The organism is Sphaerotilus montanus, from assembly GCF_013410775.1.
Classification (GTDB): domain Bacteria; phylum Pseudomonadota; class Gammaproteobacteria; order Burkholderiales; family Burkholderiaceae_C; genus Sphaerotilus; species Sphaerotilus montanus.
On record NZ_JACCFH010000001.1, the window covers coordinates 4,201,584 to 4,224,250 of the forward strand.

The window sequence follows — 22,667 nt, forward strand, 5'->3', positions numbered from 1 at the left end:
AACAAGGGGCAGGCGACGCCGGGAGACAGTCGGCATCGCCTGCGTGCTGCATCAGCCGCAGAGGCTGGTCGGTTCAGGTGTCATCGCACGCGGCCTTCCTTCCAGGCGCCCAGCAGCTTGTCGTAGTCGATGGTTTCGCCCTTGGGCTTCTCGTTGGCGAGCTTGGCCCACGGCGCCGACTTGTCGGACAGCCACTTCTTCGCGTCTTCCTTCTTGTTCAGCTTGGGGGCGCACTTGGCCATGCCGGCGCGCTCCAGCCGGGCCATCACGTCGTCCATTTCCTTGGCCAGGTTGTCCATCGCGCCCTGCGGGGTCTTCTCGCCCGTCACGGCCTGGGCAACGTTCTTCCACCAGAGCTGCGCCAGCTTCGGGTAGTCGGGGACGTTGGTGCCCGTCGGCGTCCAGGCCACGCGGGCCGGGCTGCGGTAGAACTCGACCAGACCACCCAGCTTGGGCGCCATGTCGGTCATGGCCTTGCTCTGGATGTCGGACTCGCGGATGGGGGTCAGACCGACGATGGTCTTCTTCAGCGAGGTGGTCTTGGCGGTGACGAACTGGGCGTAGAGCCAGGCGGCGGCCGTCTTGTCGGCGTCATGGCCGTCGAAGAAGGTCCAGGAGCCGACGTCCTGGTAGCCGTTCTGCATCCCTTGCTTCCAGTACGGGCCGTTCGGGCCAGGGGCCATGCGCCACTTCGGCGTGCCGTCGGCGTTGACCACCGGCAGCCCCGGCTTGGTCATGTCGGCGGTGAAGGCCGTGTACCAGAAGATCTGCTGCGCGATCTGGCCCTGTGCCGGCACCGGGCCGGCTTCGCCGAAGGTCATGCCGATGGCTTCCTTGGGCGAGTACTTCTTCATCCAGTCGACGTACTTGGTGAGCGCATACACGGCGGCTGGCGAGTTGGTGGCACCCCCACGCTCGACCGAGGCGCCCAGCGGCGTGCAGCCGTCGGCCGAGGCGCGGATGCCCCATTCATCGACCGGCCGACCGTTCGGGATGCCGATGTCGGCCGTGCCGGCCATCGACAGCCACGCGTCGGTGAAGCGCCAGCCCAGCGACGGATCCTTCTTGCCGTAGTCCATGTGGCCGTAGATGGGCTTGCCATCGATGTTCTTCACATCGTTGGTGAAGAACTCGGCGATGTCCTCGTAGGCGCTCCAGTTGAGCGGCACGCCCAGCTCGTAGCCGTACTTGGCCTTGAACTTGTCCTTCAGGTCCTTGCGGGCGAACAGGTCGGCGCGGAACCAGTACAGGTTGGCGAACTGCTGGTCGGGCAGCTGGTAGAGCTTCTTATCAGGACCGGTGGTGAAGCTGGTGCCGATGAAGTCCTTCAGGTCCAGACCCGGATTGGTCCACTCCTTGCCCTTGCCGGCCATGTAGTCGGTCAGGTTCATGATCTTGCCGTAGCGGTAGTGGGTACCGATCAGGTCGGAATCGCTGATCCAGCCGTCGTAGATCGACTTGCCCGATTGCATCGAGGTCTGCAGCTTCTCGACCACGTCGCCTTCCTGGATCAGGTCGTGCTTGACGGTGATGCCGGTGATCTCGCTGAAGGCCTTGGCCAGCGTCTTGGACTCGTATTCGTGGGTGGTGATCGTCTCGGAGACGACCGAGATCTCCTTGACGCCCTTGGCCTTGAGCTTGGCCGCGGCGTTGATGAACCACTTCATCTCGGCGGCCTGCTGGTCCTTGCTCAGCGTGGAGGGCTGGAACTCGCTGTCGATCCACTTCTTCGCGGCGGCCTCGTCGGCACGGGCGGGCTGGCCGATCGCGACCAGCGCAGCCAGCGCCACGGCGGTGTGGCACAGCGTCTGCATCGATGTCTTCTTCGTCTTCATGCGTGTCTCCTCAAGGGTGCTGCCCGGACTGGCTGAACGTGTCTGCGGCCCCGGGACGGCGCCGGCCGCAGACCCGGAAACTCATCCCTTGCGCATCAGCAGCGCGAGCGCCGCCATCGACAGCACGAAGCTGATCCAGATGCTCGGCTCCTCGCTCAGCGAGAACCATTCGGCGAACTTGCCCGCCAGCCCGATGAACACCAGGTTGATGTAGGCGGCGGCGAGCAGGCCGATGAAGAGCCGGTCGCCGCGTGTCGTCGCGATGGGCAGGAAGCCCTTGCGCAGCGTGGTGGGCGAGCGGAGTTCCCACACCGTCATGCCGACGAGCATGCACACGATGCAGGTGAAGAACACGGCCACCGGGGTGGTCCAGAACATCCAGTCGAACATGGTGGTGTCTTTCCTTGAATCCGCGGCCTCAGACCCGGCCCATCGCGAAACCCTTGGCGATGTAGTGGCGCACGAACCAGATCACGATCGCGCCCGGCACGATGGTGAGCACGCCCGCAGCGGCCAGCGTCGCCCAGTCCATGCCGCTGGCGCTGACGGTGCGCGTCATCGTCGCCACGATCGGCTTGGCGTTGACGCTGGTCAGCGTGCGCGCCAGCAGCAGCTCGACCCAGCTGAACATGAAGCAGAAGAACGCCGCCACGCCCACCCCCGCCTTGATCAGCGGCAGGAAGATCGTCAGGAAGAAGCGCGGGAAGCTGTAGCCGTCGATGTAGGCGGTCTCGTCGATCTCGCGCGGAATGCCCGACATGAAACCCTCCAGGATCCACACCGCCAGCGGCACGTTGAACAGCAGGTGCGCCAGCGCCACGGCGATGTGCGTGTCCATCAGCCCGACCGTGCTGTAGAGCTGGAAGAAGGGCAGCAGGAACACCGCCGGCGGCGTCATCCGGTTCGTCAGCAGCCAGAAGAACACATGCTTGTCGCCGAGGAATGAATAGCGGCTGAAGGCATAGGCCGCGGGCAGGGCCACCGCGATCGAGATCACCGAGTTGATGCCGACGTAGAGCAGGCTGTTGAGGTAGCCCGAGTACCAGGAGGGGTCGGTGAAGATCAGCCGGTAGTTGGCCCACGTGAAGTGCTGCGGCAGCAGGCTGAAGCTGGAGACGATCTCCTCGTTGGTCTTGAAGCTCATGTTGACCATCCAGTAGATGGGCAGCAGCGCGAAGACCATGTAGGCCACGAGGAACAGCGAGCGCTTGTGGAAACGGTGCTCATGCATGACCGGCTCCTTCCTTCTCGGCCTGGCCGAGGCGTTGCATCCAGTTGTAGAGCACGAAGCAGAACAGCAGGATGATGAGGAAATAGATCAGCGAGAACGCCGCCGCCGGGCCGAGGTCGAACTGGCCGACCGCCTTCTGCGTCAGGTACTGGCTGAGGAAGGTGGTGGCATTGCCGGGGCCGCCGCCGGTGAGCACGAAGGGCTCGGTGTAGATCATGAAGCTGTCCATGAAGCGCAGCAGCACGGCGATCATCAGCACCCCGCGCATCTTGGGCAGCTGGATGTAGCGGAACACCGCGAGCTTGCTGGCACCGTCGATGCGGGCGGCCTGGTAGTAGGCGTCGGGGATCGAGCGCAGGCCGGCATAGGCCAGCAGCGCCACCAGCGGCGTCCAGTGCCACACGTCCATCAGCAGCACGGTGAGCCAGGCGTGGGTGGCGTTGCCGGTGTAGCTGTACTCGATGCCCAGCCCCTGCAGCGCCGCTCCCATCAGGCCGATGTCGGCGCGGCCGAAGATCTGCCAGATCGTGCCGACCACGTTCCAGGGGATCAGCAGCGACAGCGCCACGATCACCAGCGTGGCCGAGGCCTTCCAGCCGTCCGCCGGCATCGACAGGGCCAGCGCGATGCCCAGCGGCAGCTCCACCAGCAGCACGGCGAAGGAGAACTGGAGCTGGTTCCACAGTGCGGCGTGCAGGTCCTCGTCGCGCATCACGGCGGCGAACCACTCGGTGCCGACGAACACGCGCCGCTCGGGGCTGATGATGTCCTGCACCGAGTAGTTCACCACCGTCATCAGCGGCAGGATGGCCGAGAACATGACGCAGACCAGCATCGGCAGGATCAGGAACCAGGCCTTCTGGTTGACGGGCTTGATCGGGGCGCTCATGCCACCAGCTCCTCGTTGGGACCATAGAAACAGGTGTGCGCGTTGCGCACCTGCAGACCGACCGCCTCGCCGACCGCCGGGACCACCGCTTCACCCGGCAGACGCACCTTCACGCTCTGCACGCCGGCGCCCGGGGCCGCACCCGTGTCCACGCTGTCGCAGGTCACGACCGTGTAGGTGCCGATGTCCTGCACCCGGCGCACCGTGGCGGCCAGCGTGCCGGGGGTGCCGGGCGGGTGCAGCGTCACGTACTCGGGCCGGATGCCCAGCGTGCGCTCGCCGTCCGGCAGGAAGTTCATGCCCGGCGAGCCGATGAAGTGGCCGACGAAGCGGTGCGCCGGCCGCTCGAACAGGGCTTCCGGCGAGCCGAGCTGCACCACCCGGCCGCGGGTCATCACGACCACCTGTTCGGCGAAGGTCAGCGCTTCGACCTGGTCGTGCGTCACGTAGATCAGCGTCAGCTTCAGCTCGCGGTGGATCTGCTTGAGCTTGCGGCGCAGCTGCCATTTCAGGTGCGGGTCGATCACGGTCAGCGGCTCGTCGAACAGCACCGCCGCCACGTCCGGCCGCACCAGTCCGCGGCCGAGCGAGATCTTCTGCTTCTGGTCCGCCGACAGGCCGGCGGCGCGCTGGTCGAGCTGGTGGCTCATCTCCAGCATCTCGGCGATCTGGCCGACGCGCTGGCGGATCTGGTCCGCGGGGACCTTGCGGTTCTTCAGCGGGAAGGCGAGGTTCTCGGCCACGGTCATCGTGTCGTAGATGACCGGGAACTGGAACACCTGCGCGATGTTGCGCTGCTGGGGCGTGGCGCGGGTGCGGTCCTCGCCGTCGAAGCGCACCGTGCCGTGCGAGGGCACGAGCAGGCCCGACATGATGTTGAGCATCGTCGTCTTGCCGCAGCCCGAGGGGCCGAGCAGCGCGTAGGCGCCGCCATCGTTGAACGTCATCTTCAGCGGCAGCAGGGCGTAGTCGTCGTCCTCCTTCGGGGCCGGCTTGTACGAGTGCGCGAGATCGAGTTCGATGCGGGCCATCAGCGGGCTCCTCCCAGGCGATGCGGGGCGTGCAGCAGCGCGCCGTCCGCATCAAAGGCGTACACCTGCGCCGGGCTCACCTGCAGCGTCACCGCGGTGCCGATCGCCAGATCGTGGACACCGGTGAGCTGCACGACCAGCTCGCCGACGAGGGTGTGGACGTGGACGAAGGTGTCCGAGCCGGAGATCTCGGCCAGCTCGACCGTGCCGGGCAGGGCGATGTCGCCGGCGCGCGCTTCCACGCGCAGGGCGCCGGCGCGGATGCCCAGCGTCAGCGCCGCACCCGCGGCAGCCGGCAGCACCATCGGCAGCACCGGGCCGCCCTGCAACTGCGCGCCGCCAGGAACAGCCCGTGCCGCCAGCAGGTTCATCGGCGGATCGCTGAAGGCGCGGGCGACCCGGATCGACTTCGGGCGGTGGAACACCTCGGCGGTCGGGCCGTACTGCAGCAGCTCGCCCGCATCCAGCACGGCGGTGTAGCCACCCAGCAGCAGCGCCTCGCCCGGTTCGGTCGTGGCATAGATGACGGTCGACTGGCCGGCCGCGAACAGCTGCGTCAGCTCCTCGCGCAGTTCCTCGCGCAGCTTGTAGTCCAGGTTCACCAGGGGTTCGTCCAGCAGCATCAGCGGGGCGTCCTTGGCCCAGCGCGCGCGCCAGGGCCACGCGCTGCTGCTGTCCGCCGGAGAGTGCGGCGGGCAGGCGGTCGAGGAAGACGTTGATGTGCAGCCGCGCGGCGATCTCGCGCACCCGGCGCTGCAGCGCGTCGCCGCGGTCGCCGCGCAGCCGCAGCGGCGAGGCGATGTTGTCGAACACCGTCATCGACGGGTAGTTGATGAACTGCTGGTAGACCATCGCCACGTTGCGTTCACGCACGGGTGTGCCGGTGACGTCGCGGCCGTCGACCAGCACCCGGCCGGTGGTGGGCACGTCGAGACCGGCCATGGTGCGCATCAGGCTGGTCTTGCCGGCCTGGGTGGCGCCCAGCAGCACGGTGACGGCGCCGGGCTGCGGCGCGATCGTCATGTCGTGCAGCCAGGTCTCGGCGCCGACACGCTTGCTGATGCGGTCGAGCGTCAATTGCATGGGGAGGCCTTCATCGTGGTGGGATCCGTCGTGGGGAGGGTGGCGGCCATCCAGTCGTGGACTTGCTGGCGCTGGGCGGGGGTGTAGTGCAGCCCGAGCTTGCTGCGCCGCCAGAGCACGTCATCGGCGCAGGTGGCCCATTCGGTGGCCTGCAGGTAATGCAGTTCGGCCTCGTGCAGCCCCGGGGCGATCTCGGCACCGAGACCGGCGAGGTCCCGGACGCCGTGCAGCAACTCGGCGATCCGGCTGCCGTAGGCGCGTGCCAGCCGCCGGGCCAGCGGCGCCGGCAGCCACGGGTGGCGCTGCTGCACCTGCAGGACCAGGCGCTCGAAATCGGTGTCCGGGCGCCGCGCCGGGCCGATCCAGTCGCTGAAATCGCCGCCGGGCAGCGTGCGGCCTTCGGTCCAGGGCTGGCGGGTGTCGCCCAGCATCCGCCCGACTTCGGTGGCGGCGTCCTCGGCCAGCTTGCGGAAGGTGGTGATCTTGCCGCCCCACACGCTCAGCAGCGGCGCGGCGTCGGTGTTCGACTCCAGCAGGTAGTCGCGTGTCACGGCGGACGGGTCGCCCGAGGCATCGTCCAGCAGGGGCCGCACGCCCGAGTAGCTCCAGACCACGTCGGCCGGCGTGACCGGGCGGGTGAAGTAGCGGCTGGCCTGCTCGCAGAGGTAGGCGATCTCGTCGGCGTCGATGCGGGCGCCGCGCGGGTCGCCGTGCAGTTCCTGGTCGGTGGTGCCGATCAGCGTGAACTCGCCCTCGTAGGGGATGGCGAAGATGATGCGCTTGTCGGGGTTCTGGAAGATGTAGGCGTGGTCGTGCTCGAAGCAGCGCGGCACGACGATGTGGCTGCCCTTGACCAGACGCAGGCTGCGGGTGGCCAGCGCCTCGCCGCGGGCGGACTGGGCCTGCTGGCGCAGGAAGGATTCCGCCCACGGCCCGGCCGCGTTGACCAGGGCCCTGGCCCGCACGGTGTGCACGCGGCCATCGCTGCCTTGCAGCGTCGCGTGCCAGCCCTCGGCACTGCGCACGGCGGCGGTGCAGCGGGTGCGGGTCAGGATGCGCGCGCCCTGGGTTTGCGCGTCGAGCGCGTTCAGCACCACCAGCCGCGCATCGTCCACCCAGCCGTCCGAGTAGACGAAGCCGCGGGTGTAGCCCGCCTTCAGCGGTGCGCCAGTCGGGTGCGTGCGCAGATCGACGCCACGCGAGCCGGGCAGCACCTCGCGCCGCGCCAGGTGGTCGTAGAGGAACAGCCCGAGCCGGATCAGCCAGGCGGGGCGCATCGACGGGTCGTGCGGCATCACGAAGCGCAGCGGCCACATGATGTGCGGGGCGCTTTTCAGCAGCACCTCGCGTTCCTGCAGCGCCTTGCGCACCAGCGAGAACTCGTGGTACTCCAGATAGCGCAGCCCGCCGTGGATGAGCTTGGTGGACGAGGACGAGGTGTGCGAGGCCAGGTCGTCCTGCTCGGCCAGCACCACGCGCCAGCCGCGTCCGGCCAGGTCGCGGGCAATGCCGGCGCCGTTGATGCCGCCGCCGACAATGAGCACGTCGCAGTGGGGGCTGGTGTCGCTGGCCGTCATGGGTGGGTCTGCAATGTGGTTCGTTTGGATGTTTTTGCGATTCGTTTCTGATCGCCTTTTTTCGTTTTAACCGCAGACACCCGGTCTGCGTGTGAGTATTTACCCGGTTTGTGTTCGTTTTGAGCGTGTGTAGGCTGCGCTCCCATGACGCCGAATCCCCGACAGTCCGATCTCCTCGAAGCCGTTCGCGTGGGCGGCGCGATCACCGTGGAAGCGCTGGCCGAGCGCTTCGGCGTGACGCTGCAGACCGTGCGCCGCGACGTGAAGCAGCTCGCCGAGGCCGGGCTGGTCGCGCGCTTCCACGGCGGCGTGCGCCTGCCCGGCTCCACCACCGAGAACCTCGCCCACCGCCAGCGCGAGGCGCTCAACGCCGAAGGCAAGCAGCGCATCGCGCGCGCCATTGCCCGCGCCGTGCCGGAGGGCTGCTCGCTGCTGCTCAACATCGGCACGACCACCGAGGCGGTCGCGCGCGAGCAGCTCCAGCACCGCGGCCTGCGTGTCATCACCAACAACCTGAACGTCGCCGCCATCCTCTGCGACAACCCGGACTGCGAGGTGATCGTGGCCGGCGGTGTGGTGCGCCCGCGCGACCGGGGCGTGATCGGCGAGGCGGCGGTCGATTTCATCCGCCAGTTCAAGGTCGACATCGGCCTGATCGGCATCTCCGGCATCGAGGCCGACGGCACGCTGCGCGACTTCGACTATCGCGAGGTCACGGTGGCGCGGGCCATCATCGCCCAGTCGCGCGAGGTCTGGCTGGCCGCCGACCACGTCAAGTTCAACCGCCCGGCGATGGTCGAGGTGGCCCGCTTCGCCGACCTCGACCGGCTCTACACCGACGCCGCGCCGCCCGAGCCGTTTCCCGCCTTGCTGGCCGAGGCCGGCGTGCAGTGCGAGATCGCCTGAAGGATTTCCCCCCATGCCTTACATCCTCGCTCTCGACCAGGGCACCTCCAGCTCCCGCAGCATCGTCTTCGACGAGACCGGCCGCATCGTCGCGCAGGCGCAGCGCGAGTTCCGCCAGATCTTTCCGCAGCCGGGCTGGGTGGAGCACGACCCGCACGAACTCTGGTCCTCCCAGCTCGCCACCGCCCGCGAGGCGCTGGCGCTGGCGGGCCTGACGGCGCGCGACATCACCGCCATCGGCATCACCAACCAGCGCGAGACCACGCTGCTGTGGAACCGCCGCACCGGCCGACCGCTGCACAACGCCATCGTCTGGCAGGACCGCCGCACCGAGCCGCTCTGCACCCGCCTGCGCGACGAAGGCCGCGCCGACGAGATCCGCGCCAGCACCGGGCTGGTGATCGACCCGTACTTTTCCGGCACCAAGCTGCGCTGGCTGCTCGACCACGTGCCCGGCGCGCATCTGGCAGCGGCGCAGGGCGAGCTGGCCTTCGGCACGGTCGACACCTGGCTGCTGTGGCAGCTCACCGGCGGGCGGGTGCACGCCACCGATGTGAGCAACGCGTCCCGCACGATGCTGTTCGACATCCGCCACAACCAGTGGGACCGCCACCTGCTCGGCCTGCTGCACATCCCGGAGAGCGTGCTGCCGCAGGTGCTGCCGTCCAGCCACGTCTTCGGCGAGACCGAGCCGGACCTGTTCGGCGCGCCGATCCCGGTCGCCGGCATGGCGGGTGACCAGCAGAGCGCGCTGTTCGGCCAGGCGTGTTTCACCGCGGGGCTGGCCAAGAACACCTACGGCACCGGCTGCTTCCTGCTGATGCACACCGGCACGCAGCACCCGATCTCGCACAACGGCCTGCTGACGACCAGCGCCGCGCAGACCGGCCCGACGCCGGAGTTCGCGCTCGAAGGCAGCGTCTTCATGGGCGGCGCGGTGGTGCAGTGGCTGCGCGACGGGCTGAACGCGATCCGCGGCAGCGGCGAGGTGCAGGGGCTGGCCGAGAGCGTGCCGGACGCGGGCGGCGTGATGTTCGTGCCGGCCTTCACCGGGCTGGGCGCGCCGTACTGGCAGCCGGACGCCCGCGGCGCCATCGTCGGCCTCTCGCGCGGCACGACGGTCGCGCACATCGCCCGCGCCGCGCTGGAGAGCATCGCCTTCCAGAGCACCGCGCTGCTGCAGGCGATGAGCCGCGATGCGGTGGCCAACGGCGGCGCGGCCGTCACCGAGCTGCGCGTGGACGGCGGCGCCTGCGTCAACAACCTGCTGATGCAGTTCCAGGCGGACCTGCTCGGCATCCCGGTCGTGCGTCCGCAGGTGACGGAGACGACGGCGCTGGGGGCGGCCTACCTCGCCGGGCTGGCCACAGGCGTCTGGCGCAGCCGCGAGGAGCTGTCGGCGCAGTGGCGGGTGGAGCGCCGCTTCCTGCCGACGATGGCGCGTGACCGGGCGGAAGCACTGATGGCGCAGTGGGAGCGCGCCGTGCGGCAGACGCTGGCGGTCTGAGCTGCGTCAGGAGGGCGTGGCCGGCCGCAGCAGCGGCGCCAGCAGATCATCGATCAGCAGCAGCACGTCGTAGACCGCGAACTGCAGGTTGATGCGCAGCGCGGCGCCGCCCGTGCCGGTGTCGCGGGTCAGGGCGGCCCAGATCGCCTGCAGGGTGGCCTGATCGGGCGGGCCGTTGCCGATCAGCGGCTGCAGCAACCCGCGCTCCAGCCCGGTGGCCAGCAGCGCGGCGAGCTGCTCGCGCAGGGACTCCAGCTTCGACAGGGTCTGGCGGTAGTCCGCGCCGATCTGGGCCTCGGCCGCGGTCAGCACCCGGAACACCGTGCGGCGCACGCCGTCGCGGCGCGGGCGCATCGGCTCCAGCGTGCGCGGGTCCGTGCCACGGCGCGCGGTCACCAGCTCGGCCCCCATCGCCAGGAAACGGGCCTGCAGGTCGTGCCGGCCCTGGCGCTCGTACAGCGCAGCGGCTGCCGCGAGCAGGGTGGAGACCGCCGCTTCCGTGTCGCTGTCACCCGCGTTGTAGCGTGCGAGCTGCCGGCCGAGATCGACCAGCAGGGCATCGGTCTGGGCCAGCTGGTGGTGGAGGATGGGCCGCATGGCGCTTCACCGGTGCGTGGTCATTCGAACTCGACCACCTGGGTCACCTCGCCGGTGGTGTCGTCCCGGACCGCGCGCACGAAGAAGCCTTCCTCGATCATCTCGGCCTTGATCGTGAACACCGAGGTGGCGTCGCTGCCGTTCTTGATGAGGTTGGTTTCGGGGTCGACCAGCAGGTTGTCGATGCCCACCTTGTCGACCACGATCGCGCCCTTGATGCCCGCGAGGATTTCGGTGTAGGCCTGCTTCGAGAGTTCGTTGTTCGGGCTGTGCTTGTGGTACAGCTCGACCAGCTTGCGCTCGCTCAGCCACAGCTGCAGGATCGTGCCCCAGGCGTAGCTGACCATGCCCTCGGGGTGGCCGAGGTCGTTGCTGGTCAGCAGGGCCTCGTGCAGCAGCTTGATCGCCTCGGCGCTGGTCTGTGGTCCGTCGCCGCGGCTGGCGGGCTCGGCGGCCATGTCCCGCGGCAGGAACTGCAGCCTGACGGGGTCGGGCCGGATCAGGATCCGGCTGGCGGCGGCGCGCAGGGCGTACTCGATGCTGGCGAGCTTGCCGCCGATGAAATCGACGAAGGTGCGCACCGGCATCGTGAACCGCAGCGTCGAGGTGTAGCGCGCCCCGGCGATCAGCACGGGAATCGTCAGCTCCATCTTCGGGATCTTGAAGCGCGGTGCCGTGAAGTGCTGCAGCACCGGGTCCTGCGCGTAGGTCAGGGCGACCTGCCGGGCGTACTCGTCCGACATCTGCCGCGCCTTGATCAGCTCGCGGAAGATGTAGCCGGTGTAGTCGGACAGCGTGATCTCGGACATGGCGGCGCCTCGTTGCGACGTGCGGTGCGGCGGTCGCTCAGGCGGCCAGCATGTTGAGGATCTTCTCCAGGCCGGCCGGGATCTCGTCCTGCACCGCCTTGACGTTGACCGTCAGGGCGTATTCCTTCTTGACCTCGACGCCGGTCGATGTCTGCCGTTCATACGAGGCCGAGACCTTGAAGTTGACCGGCCCGAAGCCGCCACCGGCCGACACGCTGACGCCGAGCTTGTCGGACACCTTCGACGACTCGACCGAGTTCAGCTTGACCTTGAAATCGATGATCACGTGCTCGATGCGCAGGCTCGGGATGGGCAGCATCGCCAGCAGCGGCACCCGGATGGCGATGTCCTTGTTGACCTCGTTGCCCTCGGCATCGACATCCTTGCGGGTGTGGCTGAAATCGACCATCACCAGCGTCTTCTTGCCGTCATCGGCGGTCTCGAAACCGACGCTGTTGATGAAGTTGACCGTCGCCAGCGAGGACGCGACCTGCGCGTCGACCGCGGCCTGCAGCGGCCCGCCGATCATCTTGCGGAAGTCGATGTTGTTGAGTTCGCTGGTCAGGTTGGTGCTGGGCGCGGCCCGTGCGGCGAGATGGCCCTGCGCACCAGCGACGGCCCTGCTGAGGCCGTGGCCGACCGCGGCAGCGGTGGCTTCGATGTCTGCAGGGGAGCCGGCGGTGGCGGCGGGCGTGGTCGTCGCGGGGACGGTGGGCTTGCTGGTGGCCATGAGAATCTCCTTGGCAGTCCGGGTTGGGAGTGCGGTGCGCCCGGAGGGGCGGTGAGGAGATTCTGCGAACACCCCGCTTTCGGGGCATCCTCAGTCTTGTGGATCAACGGGGGTCAGATGGCCATGAAATGCCAACTGCATCACGATTGATCGCGTGGTGTGCTTCAGCCGAGGACCCGCATCGACAGGTCGATCGCGTGCACGTCCTTGGTCAGCCGGCCGATGGAGATGCGGTCCACGCCGGTGGCGGCGATCTCGCGGATCGTGGTCATGTCCACGCCGCCCGAGACTTCCAGCAGCGCGCGCCCGGCGTTCAGCGCCACGGCGGCGCGCATGTCGTCGAAGGAAAAATCGTCGATCAGCACGCTGGTGGCGCCGGCCTGCAGCGCCTCTTCCAGCTCGGCCAGGTTTTCCACCTCGATCTGGATCGTGACGCCGGAGTGCAGCGCCTGCGCGGCCCGCAGCGCGCCGGCCACGCTGCCGGCGCTGGTGATGTGGTTTTCCTTGATGAGGATGCCGTGCCAGAGCGCCAGCCGCTGGTTGGCGCCGCCGCCGACGCGCACGGCGTACTTCTGCGCCTGCCGCAGACCGGGCAGCGTCTTGCGCGTGTCCAGCACCAGGCAGCCGCGCGGGTTGGGCGAGAGGCCGGCGATGGCGTCCACGTAGCTGCGCGTCACGGTGGCGACGCCGGAGAGCATCTGCAGGAAGTTCAGCGACGAACGCTCGGCGCTCAGGAGGGCGCGGGCGTTGCTGCGGATGCGGCAGACCTCGGTGGTGGCGGTGAAGGTGTCGCCCTCCGAGAGGAACCACTCGATCTGCGCGGCCGGGTCGCAGGCCCGCACGCAGGCGTCGAACCAGTCGCGGCCGCAGAGCACGCCGTGTTCCTTGGCCATCACGCGGGCGTGCACCTGGCGCTCGCCGGGGACCAGCATCGCGGTCCAGTCGCAGCGGCCGATGTCTTCGTACAGCGCGTCGCGCACGTTGCGGGCGCGGGCGGCTTCGAGGGTTTCGTTGTCGTCGAAGGTGAGGGTGGACATGGTGGTATCGGTGATGGCAGTGGTTGCAGTGAGTGCAGTGATGACGCAGGCGAGGTCCGCCCGGAACAGGCCAGGCGGCCGAGCGTAACAGGCCCGACCGACCGACCAGCGGCCGCTGGAGTCAGAGCCAGTGCAGCGCCACAGCGGCCACGACCGTGGCCGGCAGCGCCGCCAGCAGCAGTCCGAGCGGGTGGACCGCGCCGTCGTCGAAATGGCTGCGCAGGATCGCCATGCCCGCCGGGTTGGGCGCGTTGGCGATCACGGTCAGCCCGCCCCCGGTCACCGCGCCCGCGACCAGCGCCACCTTGAACTCGTCGGACAGCCCCGGCACCAGCGAGCCCAGGTAGGTCAGCGCGGCGTTGTCGGTGAAGGCGGTCAGCGCGGTGGCGCCGAAGAAGACGGCTTCGCTGCTCATGCCCAGCAGCACCGGCTTGAGCCACCACTGCTGCATCCCGCCCAGCACCACCAGCCCCGCCAGGAAAAACGCCACCAGCAGCCCTTCGCGCAGGATCAGCCGGTCCTGGTGACGTTCATAGGCATGGGAAATGCCGAGGAAAAACAGGAACAGCCCCATGAACACGGCCGGGTGGTGCGCGAAGACCACCACGCCGACCAGGAACAGCAGGTGGACCACGACCAGGCTCAGCGGCACCGTCAGGCGGGCCCCACCGGCCTCGGGCGGGGGCAGCGCCGCGAGTTCGCGCCGGAACAGCAGCGTCAGCCCGACCGCGTTGACCACCACGGCGACGGCCGCCTTCCAGCCGAAGGTCGAGAGCATGAACGCCATGTCCCACCCCCAGGTACCCGCGACCATCAGCACCGGCGGTGCGGCAAACGGCGTGAGCGTCCCGCCGATCGAGATGTTGACGAACAGCACGCCGAGCGTGGCGTACTTCATGCGCTCGCTGATGGGCTGCGAAAAGAAGCGGCTGGACAGGATCAGTGCCGCCAGTGTCATGGCCGCCGGCTCGGTGATGAACGAGCCCAGCAGCGGCACCGCGGTCATGACCACCAGGAAATAGCCCATGCCCCCGGGCAGTGGCAGCAGGCGGGCGGTGGCGTGGACCGCCAGCATCGAGGCCTGCAGGATCGGCCGCGTGGCGGCGATGACCATGATCGCGAACACGAACAGCGGCTCGGTGAAGTTGCGCGAATCGACGTAGGCCGTCGCGGTGGTCTTGCCGTCGATCGCGAACAGGGCCAGCACCAGCACCATCGCCCAGAAGCCGAACACGATCTCGACTTCGCCCAGCAGGTGCCAGAGGCCCGCGTGTCGGGGCTGTGCATGGGCCAGGTGTTCGAACCACTTGGTCGAGAACGTGTGGACGATCGCCACGGCGAAGAGGGCTGCCGCGATGAGTTCGATGGGGGATGTCGTCATGGTCACTTCGTCTGCACCTCTTGGCTATTGTCTATCGGCTTGTGAATCTCGGTCATCGCAACACCAGCACCGGGATCTCGCTCACTCGGAGCAGCGCCGTGGTGGTGCTGCCGACGATCCATTCCCGGATGCGTGTGTGGCCGTAGGCGCCGATGACCAGCAGCGACGCGCCGACCGCTTTCAGGTGGGCGGGCAACTGCTGCTCGGGCTCGCCGTCAAGCAGCGTTGTGGATACCGTGAAGCCGGCGGCCTTCAGGTGCTGTTGGGCGGTGGCCAGCGCCTCGCGGTGCGCGGCCGTGTCGCGTCCGGCCATGACCAGCTCGGCCGGGAGCCCTGCCAGCAGCGGACTCTGCGCCACCCGCTCCACCGCGCGCTGGGCGGTGGCGCTGCCGTCATAGGCGATGGCAAAACGCTCGGGGACGGCAAAGGCCCCCGTGCTCACCAGCACCGGCCGCTGCACGGCGCGGATCAGGCGTTCCAGGTGGTGGTCGAGGTGCCGCCGCACCGGGCGCGGGTCGCGGTGGTGCTGGCCCAGCACGAACAGGCGCGCCTGCGGCTCGATCTCCAGCGCCGCGTCCACCAGCTCGCCGTGCCGCAGCCGGGTGCTGCAGGCCGACACGCCAGCCGCCAGCGCGTGCGCCTGGCCAGCGGCCAGCATCTGCCGCCCGGCCTCCTGCGCCAACTGGCCGCGCGCCGCGTCGAGTTCACCGAGCCGCTGCAGCAGGGCCTCCTGCGCCCCGAGACCGATGGCGCCGGTGTAGTCCGCGGTGGCGCTGTCGACCGCACGCTCCAGCACGTGCAGCAGCTCCAGCGGTGCGTCCAGACGCCGTGACGCCCAGGCAGACCAGTCGATCACCGACACGGCGCCGGCGTGTCCGTCGATACAGGCGTAGACCTTGTTCACGGCTTGTGTCCTTCCATGTGCATCAGGTGCTCCAGCGCACCGGGCTTGTGGTGCGTCGCGAAACGGTCCACCAGCGTGGCGCTGGCGTCATCCATGCCGATGACCTCGACCTGGGTGCCCTCGCGCCGGAACTTCATCACCACCCGGTCCAGCGCGTTGATTGCGGTGATGTCCCAGAAGTGCCCGCGGCCCACGTCGATGACCACCCGCGGCAGCACTTCCTTGAAGTCGAACGAGGCGATGAAGCGGTCGGCGGACGCGAAGAACACCTGCCCGACGACCTCGTAATGTCGCGCCTGGCCGTTCTCGACCAGGCGGCTGCCGACGCGCATCACCTGACCCACCTTGTGCGCAAAGAACACGCCCGACAGCAGCACGCCGACGAACACCCCCTTGGCCAGGTCGTGGCTGAAGACCGTCACGGCCACGGTGGCCAGCATCACGATGGACGAGCTGGGCGGGTGTTCGCGCAGCTTGCGGATCGAGTCCCAGCTGAAGGTGCCGATGCTGACCATGATCATCACGGCGACCAGCGCGGCCATCGGGATCTTCTCGACCCACGGCCCCAGGAACACGACCAGGATCAGCAGGAACAGGCCCGCCACGAAGGTGGACAGCCGGCCGCGACCGCCGGATTTCACGTTGATGACCGACTGGCCGATCATCGCGCAGCCCGCCATGCCGCCGATCAGCCCGGTGACGAGGTTGGCCGCTCCCTGGCCCATGCACTCGCGGTTCTTGTCGCTGTCGGTGTCGGTCAGGTCGTCGACGATGGCCGCCGTCATCATCGACTCCAGCAGTCCGACCACCGCCAGCGTGAGCGAAAACGGCAGCACCAGCAGCAGCGTCTCCAGCGTCAGCGGCACCTCCGGCCACAGGAACATCGGCAGGCTGTCGGGCAGCGCGCCCATGTCGCCGACCCGGCGCACGTCCAGGTCCAGCGCCATCGCCACCGCCGTGAGCACCACGATCGTGACCAGCGGCGACGGCACCGCCTTGGTGAGGTACGGGAAGCCGTAGATGATCGCCAGCCCGGCGGCGGTCATGGCGTAGACGGTCCACGGCATGTCGGTCAGCTCGGGCAACTGCGCCATGAAGATCAGGATCGCCAGCGCGTTGACGAAGCCGGTGACCACCGAGCGCGACACGAAGCGCATCAGGGCGCCCAGTTTCAGCACGCCCGCGAGGATCTGCAGCACGCCCGTCAGCAAGGTGGCCACCAGCAGGTACTGCAGGCCATGTTCCTTGACAAGGGTGACCATGACCAGTGCCATCGCGCCCGTGGCCGCCGAGATCATGCCCGGCCGGCCGCCCGCGATGGCGATGACCACGGCCATCGAGAACGAGGCGTACAGCCCGACCTTGGGGTCCACGCCCGCGATGATGGAAAACGCGATGGCTTCAGGAATCAGCGCCAAGGCCACGACGAGGCCGGCGAGCAGGTCACCGCGGACATGGCCTAGCCAGTCCTGGCGAAAAGAGGAACGTTGCATGGGAATGGACAATGGAAAACGCAATGCGGCACGCGCAGTGCGGAATGGGGAACGCGGCGGCAGCTTCGCATCGCTGGAGGCGAAGAAACAGCAATCGACAAGGCAGGCGAGGGCGGCGGCAGGGCGCGACCGGAGTCAGCCGATCAGGGCGGCGTGACTGTGCAGAAATAGCCCCGCGGCAACCCGCACCCCGGGAAACTGGCCGGGGCTGCGAGACGTGTCGGGGTGCAAGAACGCATGCCCCATTGTAGAGGTGCGGTGCCAGCCCCATTCCCGGGCGGGCGGCATACTCGCGCCACCATGGACCTCAAGCAACTCGACTACTTCGTGCACGTCGCCGAACACCGCAGCTTCAGCAAGGCGGCGCTGGTGCTCGACATCGCCCAGTCCGCGCTGAGCCGGCAGGTGCGGGCGCTGGAGATCGAGCTGCGCGAGACGCTGCTGCTGCGCAACGGCCGCGGCGTGGTGCTGACCGAGGCGGGACAGCGGCTGTTCGCGCACAGCGTGGGCATCCTGCAGCGGGTGCAGCTGGCGCGCGACGAGATGGCTGCGACCCGCGACGAGCCGCTGGGCCGCATCACGGTCGGCCTGCCGCCCACCATCGGCCGCCAGCTCACGATGCCGCTGATCGACCACTTCCAGCGCCGCATGCCGCAGGCGCGGCTGGCGATCGTCGAAGGCCTGTCGACGCACATCACCGAGTGGATCACCTCGGGCCGGGTCGATCTGGGCCTGCTCTACAACCCCGAGGCGCAGCCGGCGCTGGAGATCGCGCCGGTGCTGGAGGAGCCGCTGTGTCTGGTGCAGCGCCTGGAGCCGGGCGATGCGGTGGCGCGCGGGCCGGTGCCGCTGGCGCAGCTGGCGGCGGCGCGGCTGGTGCTGCCCGAGCGGGCGCACGTCATCCGGCGCCTGCTGGACACGCAGGCGATGCTGGCCGGCCTGACGCTGGACATCGCCTGGGAGGTGTCCAGCGTCGCGTCCATCATCGACCTCGTCTGTGCCCGCTACGGGCAGGCGGTGCTCACGGCCAGTGCGGTCGCGGCATCAGGGCGGGCCGATGAACTCCTGGTGCGGCCGATCACGGCGCCGAGCCTGTCGAGCGTGCTGTGTCTGGCCGCGTCGTCGCGCCAGCGCAGCACGCCGCTGATCCGCCTCACCCGCCACTTGCTGGAAGAGCTGGCGCGGGGCTTGCCGCAGGCGGCGGCGGCGCAGTCGCTGCCGGGGTGAGCGGCAGGGGCCGGATCGGCTGCAGGTCGGCGTCCGCCAGCCCGACCAGCAGCGCGCGCCCATCCGGCTGCACCCGGAATTCGCCGTAGCGCGCCGCCTGCCAGCGCTCGCCTTCACCTTCGCGGAAGAACCAGGCGTCGCTCACGACCACCCAGCGGCCTTTCCTGGGCGCCAGGCGGATGTGCAGCCTGTCCGCGGACGGGGGCGCGTCGGTCGCCGTGTCGACCAGCTGCTCCAGCGTGGCCACCCCACGGGCGTCGAGGCGGGCGAGGGCCACCGGTTGCGTCAGGCGGTCGGCGTCGTCGAGCTGGTCGCGCAGCGTGTCCCCGAGCTGGTAGTTGAGCGCCATGTAGTCGCCCTGCATCAGCGAGCGCGGATCGACCGGGGCCAGCGCGATGTAGACCGTCCGGCCGTGCGCGATCAGGTCTTCCTTCTGCCAGATGCCGACGTTGGCGACCGCCAGCACGGCCAGGGCGCTCAGCGCGATGCCCCGCCGCGCCCGGTCGGGCCCCGGCGCGGCGGCGGGTTCTGCGACGCCGGCCGTTGCGGTGCGACGGGTGTGCAGGCCCCACCAGGCCAGCAGCCCGAGCAGCGTGCCAGTGCCGGCGAGCACCGCGGCCTTGGTGGCCAGCGGCCAGTCGAGCGTGTAGTAGAACGCGCCGATGATCCACACCGCCGCCAGCGCTGCGGCGGCTGCGCGTCGGGGCTGGTGTGCGCTGAGGCAGCACGCGGCCAGCCACCACGCCGCGCCCAGCCACGGCATGAAACCGGCGAGCACCAGTGCCCCGGCCATCACGCCGATCCACCACGGGCGCCGAAGCGCTGGCAGGCGGTGCCAGAGCAGCGCCACGCCGGCTGCCGCCAGCGCCACCGACCCCCGCGCGGGCCAGGAGGTCCCTGCGAACTGCTCGACCAGAAAGGTCGTCCCCGAACTGAAGGCCAGCGCCGCGAGCGTCGCCAGCAGCCAGCCGGTGCCGATGGCGTCGAGGGTCGCGGCCGACGGGGTGAGCGGCCTGTCCGCAGAGCGCTGGCGCGTGCCTCCGGCCGCCAGCAAGGTCCAGAGCAGCACGGCGGCGTGGGTCGGCAGCCACAGACTCCACGTGCCGCGTGTGCCCAGCCCGACCATCAGCAGTCCGACGGCACACGCGCCCAGCAGCGCCTGCAGCCACGCGCCGCGGACCATCAGCGCGGCCCCCAGCGCCACCACGGCCAGCACCAGCGAGGCCCCGAGCATGGACAGGTCCCGGTACAGCCCGAAGCCCAGCGCCACACCGCCCAGCAGCAGCAGGGGCACGGCCATCTGTTCGACGAAGGTCCCGACGCCCTGCGCGCGCAACACCACGCCCGCACCCACCAGCAACAGCGGCGCCACGACATACGGCCCGATGCCCGACACCAGCAGGTCGCCCAGCAGCAGCGCGACGACGCCCGCCAGCGGGATGGTGGCCAGCCAGGCGCCCAGCGCGGTCAGCAGGACGACGGGCCAGGGGCGTTCCGACGTCGTGGTGGTCATGCCGAGGCTCCTGCAGGCGCCGAACGCCGGGCAAGCCGGAGGATGAGCGAGACGCTGTACGCCAGCAGCCCGGCGGCGCACACCCCGATCAGCAGCAGGCGCCCGATCGGATCACCACCGCCCCGTTCCCAATCGAACAGCAGCCGCGCCAGTCCGGCCACCAGCAGCGTGTCCAGCCCGAGGGCCACGGCACTGAGCGCGAACACGTCGAAGCGGCCGGGCTGACACAGCAGTGCCGCCGCGCCCGCCAGCAGGCCCAGGCCCAGCAGGTAATGCGGCGAGACCGTGCGGTCGAACAGTCCCCAGAGCGCTGCTGCGCTGACCATGACCACCGTCAGCGTCACGCTGCCGCGGAAGGCCCACGGACCCGTGCCGAGCCTGGCGTGGAAGGGCGGGCTGGTCAGCACACACACGCCGGCCGCCAGGGTCCAGCCGGTCAGGTAGACGGGCAGGTCCCGCGGTTCGGTGCGCCAGCGGTGGCCCGTGTGCGCCTGCACCCACAGCGCCACCCCGGTCAATGCGACGAGCCCCCAGGGCGCCCACACCACGTCGCTGCGCACCCCGAGCGCCAGCGGCACCGCCAGCACCGCCCACAGCGCAAACAGCTGCCACGCGTCCGCGCCCGTCTGGTAGGTCTGCCCGAAATACGCGAACAGCCCGCCGATGCCCAGCAGGGCGAGCAGACCGGCCGCTGGCCGCGCGGCCCGCAGCCGCCAGGCCAGCGCACAGGCGCCGAGGACCGCCGCCTGCAGCAGGGTGAACTGGCCTGTGCGCCCGAGCGCGTCCCAGTTCGCGGCGATCCACAGCACCAGCCCGAAGCCGGTCAGTCCCGCCGATGCCGCGGCCAGTCCGCGCAGCGCGGGGGCATCCAGGGCGACCGGCGCGTCGGGGTGGGTCTGGGGCATGCGGGGGCCTGTTCGGGGGTTCTGGTCTGTCCAGCGTAGCACTGCGCCATGGCACCCGCGCCCGGGTGGAAGCGATATGCTGGATCGACATAGCAGCTAGTGCTTGCGGCCACTGTCCGGCATGGATCAGGGTCGCCAGAATCCGGCCCATCCCCTTCAGCGCCGGCCTGTCCGATGTCCTCCACCGTGACCCCCTCGACCCTCCCGATGAACTCGACAGCACCGATGCCGGCGATCCGCGGCATCTCCTCGATGGCCACGCGCCAGGTGCTGGCCGATCTGGTGGTCGCGTTCGCGCAGCAGGGCGGTCCGGCGGTGGCGATCGAGTCGGTCGGTGGCGTGGATGCCGCCAGACGCGTGCGGGCCGGCGAAGCCTTCGATGTGGTGATCCTGGCGGCCGACGCCATCGACCAGCTGATCGCCGCCGGCTGCGTGCTGGCGGACAGCCGGGTCGATCTGGTGCACTCCGGCGTGGCGGTGGCCGTGCGTGCCGGCGCGCCGCGGCCGGACATCGGCTCGGAAGCCGCCGTGCGCGCTGCGGTGCAGGCCGCCCGCACCATCGGCTATTCGACCGGGCCGAGCGGGGTCGCACTGGCGAAGCTGTTCGTGCGCTGGGGCCTCGCCGACGCCCTCGCCGACAAGCTGGTCACGCCGCCGCCTGGCGTGCCGGTCGGCTCGCTGGTGGAGAGCGGCTACGTCGAACTCGGTTTCCAGCAGTACAGCGAGCTGATCAACCTCGGTGGCATCGACGTGCTCGGCCCGCTGCCGCCCGCCATCCAGATCACCACCACCTTTTCCGCCGGCATCTGCGCCACCGCCACGCCGGGGCAGGCGGCGGCCGTGCGCGAGATGCTCGCCTTCATGGCCTCGCCGGCCGCAGCCGATGCCAAGCGCCGCCAGGGCATGGATCCGGCCTGAGCCGACCCACCGTTCACCAGGAAACTCCCCATGATCATCGACGTCCACGGCCACTACACCACCGCGCCGGCCGCCCTCGGCCTCTGGCGCGATCTGCAGATCGCTGCGCTGAAAGACCCGTCCAGGGCACCGAGTCCCGCGGACCTGAAGATCAGCGACGACGCGCTGCGCGAGTCGATCGAGACCAACCAGCTCAAGCTGATGAAGCAGCGCGGTTCGGACCTGACGATCTTCAGCCCGCGCGCCAGCTTCATGGCGCACCACATCGGCGACTTCCAGACGTCGAGCACCTGGGCGGCGATCTGCAACGAACTCTGTTTCCGCGTGTCCGAGCTGTTCCCGGACCACTTCATCCCGGCCGCGATGCTGCCGCAGTCGCCCGGCGTCGACCCGGCCACCTGCCTCCCCGAGCTGGTCAAGTGCGTCGAGCAGTTCGGCAATGTCGGCCTCAACCTGAATCCGGACCCGTCGGGTGGCCACTGGACCTCGCCGCCGCTGTCGGACCGGTCGTGGTACCCGGTCTACGAGAAGATGGTCGAGTACGACCTCCCCGCGATGATCCACGTCTCGACCAGCTGCAACAGCTGCTTCCACACCACCGGCGCGCACTACCTGAACGCGGACACGACGGCCTTCATGCAGTGCCTGACGAGCGACCTGTTCAAGGACTTCCCGACGCTGAAGTTCCTGATCCCGCACGGCGGCGGCGCGGTGCCTTACCACTGGGGCCGCTTCCGTGGCCTCGCGCAGGAGCTGAAGAAGCCGCTGCTGAGCGAGCACCTGCTGAACAACATCTACTTCGATACCTGCGTCTACCACCAGCCCGGCATCGACCTGCTGACCAAGGTGATCCCGGTGAAGAACATCCTGTTCGCCTCCGAGATGATCGGCGCCGTGCGCGGCATCGACCCGGAAACCGGCCACTACTACGACGACACGAAACGCTACATCGCCGCCACGGCCAACCTGACCGACGACGAACGCTTCCAGATCTACGAAGGCAATGCCCGCCGCGTCTTCTCGCGCCTGGACACGGCACTCAAGGCGAAGGGCCGCTGACCAGCGCAGGCCGCGCGCAGGCAGGGCTGCGCACA

Annotated in this window: 20 protein-coding genes and 1 pseudogene; 5 read left to right on the forward strand and 16 right to left on the reverse strand. The window is 69.3% G+C overall.

Annotated elements, in window-relative coordinates; translation table 11 throughout:
- Positions 1-80: 80 nt before the first annotated feature.
- The 7 genes and pseudogenes from BDD16_RS19100 to glpD form a co-directional block, all read right to left on the reverse strand.
- Entirely contained in the window at positions 81-1,835 is a 1,755-nt protein-coding gene (locus tag BDD16_RS19100) for an ABC transporter substrate-binding protein (RefSeq protein ID WP_179635401.1), read from the reverse strand.
- 81 nt (positions 1,836-1,916) lie between these two features.
- On the reverse strand, positions 1,917-2,225 hold the full coding sequence (locus BDD16_RS19105; RefSeq protein WP_179635402.1) for a DUF2160 domain-containing protein: 309 nt from the start codon (positions 2,223-2,225) through the stop codon (positions 1,917-1,919).
- A 28-nt stretch (positions 2,226-2,253) separates the two neighbouring features.
- Positions 2,254-3,066 (reverse strand): carbohydrate ABC transporter permease, encoded by an 813-nt coding sequence (locus BDD16_RS19110; RefSeq protein WP_179635403.1) that lies wholly within the window; start codon positions 3,064-3,066, stop codon positions 2,254-2,256.
- The gene (locus BDD16_RS19115; protein WP_179635404.1) at positions 3,059-3,955 is read right to left on the reverse strand and encodes a carbohydrate ABC transporter permease; all 897 of its coding nucleotides are present in this window, start codon (positions 3,953-3,955) and stop codon (positions 3,059-3,061) included. Before BDD16_RS19115 ends, BDD16_RS19110 begins: the two co-directional genes overlap by 8 nt.
- Entirely contained in the window at positions 3,952-4,986 is a 1,035-nt protein-coding gene (locus BDD16_RS19120) for an ABC transporter ATP-binding protein (protein WP_179635405.1), read from the reverse strand. Before BDD16_RS19120 ends, BDD16_RS19115 begins: the two co-directional genes overlap by 4 nt.
- Positions 4,986-6,069, reverse strand: a pseudogene (locus BDD16_RS19125) (ABC transporter ATP-binding protein). The gene BDD16_RS19120 and the pseudogene BDD16_RS19125 overlap by 1 nt, the downstream one beginning before the upstream one ends.
- Positions 6,060-7,646, reverse strand: a complete 1,587-nt coding sequence (gene glpD / locus BDD16_RS19130; protein WP_179635406.1) for a glycerol-3-phosphate dehydrogenase — start codon at positions 7,644-7,646, stop codon at positions 6,060-6,062. The pseudogene BDD16_RS19125 and the gene glpD overlap by 10 nt, the downstream one beginning before the upstream one ends.
- A gap of 144 nt (positions 7,647-7,790) precedes the next feature.
- Here glpD and BDD16_RS19135 point away from each other — a divergent pair, with 144 nt between their 5' ends.
- Entirely contained in the window at positions 7,791-8,552 is a 762-nt protein-coding gene (locus BDD16_RS19135; RefSeq protein WP_179635407.1) for a DeoR/GlpR family DNA-binding transcription regulator, read from the forward strand.
- A gap of 13 nt (positions 8,553-8,565) precedes the next feature.
- Complete coding sequence (glpK, locus tag BDD16_RS19140; RefSeq protein ID WP_179635408.1) at positions 8,566-10,059, forward strand: glycerol kinase GlpK; 1,494 nt, start codon at positions 8,566-8,568, stop codon at positions 10,057-10,059.
- Positions 10,060-10,065: 6 nt separating this feature from the next.
- Here the strand turns inward: glpK and BDD16_RS19145 are convergent, their stop codons facing one another.
- The 7 genes from BDD16_RS19145 to BDD16_RS19175 all read right to left on the reverse strand — a co-directional run bounded on the left by BDD16_RS19145 (position 10,066) and on the right by BDD16_RS19175 (position 17,010).
- Positions 10,066-10,656, reverse strand: coding sequence for a hypothetical protein (locus tag BDD16_RS19145; RefSeq protein WP_179635409.1), 591 nt, complete (start codon positions 10,654-10,656; stop codon positions 10,066-10,068).
- A gap of 20 nt (positions 10,657-10,676) precedes the next feature.
- On the reverse strand, positions 10,677-11,465 hold the full coding sequence (locus tag BDD16_RS19150) for a hypothetical protein (protein WP_179635410.1): 789 nt from the start codon (positions 11,463-11,465) through the stop codon (positions 10,677-10,679).
- A gap of 37 nt (positions 11,466-11,502) precedes the next feature.
- The gene (locus tag BDD16_RS19155) at positions 11,503-12,195 is read right to left on the reverse strand and encodes a DUF2589 domain-containing protein (protein WP_218897873.1); all 693 of its coding nucleotides are present in this window, start codon (positions 12,193-12,195) and stop codon (positions 11,503-11,505) included.
- A 164-nt stretch (positions 12,196-12,359) separates the two neighbouring features.
- Positions 12,360-13,232, reverse strand: a complete 873-nt coding sequence (gene nadC, locus BDD16_RS19160) for a carboxylating nicotinate-nucleotide diphosphorylase (RefSeq protein WP_179635411.1) — start codon at positions 13,230-13,232, stop codon at positions 12,360-12,362.
- A 121-nt stretch (positions 13,233-13,353) separates the two neighbouring features.
- Complete coding sequence (locus BDD16_RS19165) at positions 13,354-14,613, reverse strand: putative Na+/H+ antiporter (protein ID WP_179635412.1); 1,260 nt, start codon at positions 14,611-14,613, stop codon at positions 13,354-13,356.
- 52 nt (positions 14,614-14,665) lie between these two features.
- Positions 14,666-15,517, reverse strand: coding sequence for a universal stress protein (locus BDD16_RS23355; RefSeq protein ID WP_179635413.1), 852 nt, complete (start codon positions 15,515-15,517; stop codon positions 14,666-14,668).
- Entirely contained in the window at positions 15,514-17,010 is a 1,497-nt protein-coding gene (locus BDD16_RS19175; RefSeq protein WP_179635414.1) for a SulP family inorganic anion transporter, read from the reverse strand. Before BDD16_RS19175 ends, BDD16_RS23355 begins: the two co-directional genes overlap by 4 nt.
- Positions 17,011-17,310: 300 nt before the next feature.
- Between BDD16_RS19175 and BDD16_RS19180 the strand changes: the two genes are divergently transcribed.
- A complete protein-coding gene (locus BDD16_RS19180; RefSeq protein WP_179635415.1) occupies positions 17,311-18,237 on the forward strand; it encodes a LysR family transcriptional regulator in 927 nt (308 codons plus the stop codon).
- On the opposite strand, the gene BDD16_RS19185 is transcribed toward BDD16_RS19180, so the two are convergent.
- Positions 18,164-19,750, reverse strand: coding sequence for a GDYXXLXY domain-containing protein (locus BDD16_RS19185; protein ID WP_179635416.1), 1,587 nt, complete (start codon positions 19,748-19,750; stop codon positions 18,164-18,166). The two genes, BDD16_RS19180 and BDD16_RS19185, sit on opposite strands and share 74 nt — an antisense overlap.
- On the reverse strand, positions 19,747-20,655 hold the full coding sequence (locus tag BDD16_RS19190; protein ID WP_179635417.1) for a DUF2157 domain-containing protein: 909 nt from the start codon (positions 20,653-20,655) through the stop codon (positions 19,747-19,749). Before BDD16_RS19190 ends, BDD16_RS19185 begins: the two co-directional genes overlap by 4 nt.
- 207 nt (positions 20,656-20,862) lie before the next feature.
- On the opposite strand from BDD16_RS19190, the gene BDD16_RS19195 reads away from it, so the two are divergent.
- Both BDD16_RS19195 and BDD16_RS19200 read left to right on the forward strand, forming a co-directional pair.
- Complete coding sequence (locus BDD16_RS19195) at positions 20,863-21,573, forward strand: substrate-binding domain-containing protein (RefSeq protein ID WP_246332612.1); 711 nt, start codon at positions 20,863-20,865, stop codon at positions 21,571-21,573.
- 30 nt (positions 21,574-21,603) lie between these two features.
- Positions 21,604-22,632 carry an amidohydrolase family protein gene (locus BDD16_RS19200; RefSeq protein WP_179635418.1) on the forward strand — a complete coding sequence of 343 codons (1,029 nt, stop codon included), beginning with the start codon at positions 21,604-21,606 and terminating at the stop codon, positions 22,630-22,632.
- The last annotated feature ends 35 nt before the right edge of the window (positions 22,633-22,667 follow it).